This is a genomic window from Aeromicrobium sp. CF4.19 (assembly GCF_051262555.1).
In the GTDB taxonomy this organism is placed as follows: Bacteria; Actinomycetota; Actinomycetes; order Propionibacteriales; family Nocardioidaceae; genus Aeromicrobium.
Genome location: NZ_JBIMEU010000024.1, coordinates 1 through 308, shown reverse-complemented (window position 1 = coordinate 308; position 308 = coordinate 1). Strand labels below are relative to the sequence as shown.

The window sequence follows — 308 nt, the reverse complement described above, 5'->3', positions numbered from 1 at the left end:
AGATCGGTGCGCTGCTCGACGGCATGTCGTCCGACGCGTGGGACGGTCTCGATGCTCCGACGGTGCGGGCGGCGATCGGTGAGATCGCCCGGATCGAGTCGCGGCTGTCCGCACACAAGGCCGCCGCTGCCCGGGTGCTCGACGCCTCCGGCGCGGCCAAGCGGGCCGGCGCCACCTCCACGGGCGATCTGCTCGCCCGGGACTACGGCGGTGACCGCGCCGCCGGTGACCGCCTCGTCCGCACCGCGAAGCGACTCCAGCAGTCCACCGCGACGAACCAGGCACTGTCCTCCGGCGAGGTGTCGTTC

General features: G+C 73.4%; 1 protein-coding gene. It reads left to right on the top strand.

Translation table 11 applies throughout. The features are described from left to right. Positions 1–23 precede the first annotated feature (23 nt). On the top strand, positions 24–308 hold a 285-nt coding region (locus ACHAAC_RS17475), incomplete at its 3' end, for a hypothetical protein (protein ID WP_435717657.1).